The sequence below is a fragment of the Halopseudomonas salina genome, assembly GCF_008641105.1.
Genome location: NZ_VTTI01000039.1, coordinates 1 through 863 on the forward strand (window position 1 = coordinate 1; position 863 = coordinate 863).

At 47.6% G+C, this 863-nt stretch carries 1 protein-coding gene; it reads left to right on the top strand.

The features are described from left to right. The first annotated feature begins 90 nt into the window (after positions 1-90). Entirely contained in the window at positions 91-690 is a 600-nt protein-coding gene (locus FZF01_RS19335; RefSeq protein ID WP_150279462.1) for a hypothetical protein, read from the top strand. Positions 691-863 lie beyond the last annotated feature (173 nt).

Sequence of the window (863 nt, forward strand, 5' to 3'; positions counted from 1 at the left end):
AGGCTTAACAAGTCGCTCTTGTCGGACAATTTCTTCACCGCTTCGCGGCTACAAAATTGCCGCAAAGCTCTGCGTTATGGGAGATTCTAAGTGGATTACCGAGTCGTGAGAGTAGTTTGCAGTAAAGCCAATTTAGGTTTGTGTGCCATTTTTTTTATTGTTTTCTCGATTGGTTGCTCGCCAGCAGAGGAATCTACCTCACCGAAACCGCCTTCTAATCTAGCGGCTAACACTACTGAAGACTCTAAGCATACAAACCCATTTACAATCGGCTATGGGCAGGAGTACCCCATCGCGCCACTAAACGAGGATGATTTTCCCTTACCGCTTGCGTTGAAAGGCTTTAAGGCGCCAATGCCATCTGATGCCGGCCTTTCAATGTTCTTTGACCAGGAAATCGTTTTGCTCGCTGAAACGAGCCTAATCTACTCTGTGCAAACCTCCCGTGCATATGCAGACTTGGAGGCTTGTAATTTTGATCGAGATCTTGCTCAAAAGGTCGTATTAGCCAGAATCCCCGGCCTTGCTGGGGAGACCCCACAGTTTGAATCTGAGAGTTTTGTCGTTGATCTCTACTGTGGCTATTCCAAAGGGGGGAGGTTCGTCGAATTACATCTAGCTATTTTCCACAAGCCAACTCAAGAAAAAATAGCAGTTCCAGATTACTCTGATTTCCGGAAGAACAATTAAACAATGTTGCCAAATCCCCATAACAATCGGCATCACGGTGACCGCTTCTCCGCCGCTTCGCGGCTACAAACCGGCACGTGTGCCGGGCGTTAAGTTTCCGAGTTACCCACAACCAGTAGACACCTTCTATAGTTAGGTAGCCCCTAGCAGGAGGTGTGTCATGACCAAGAAAC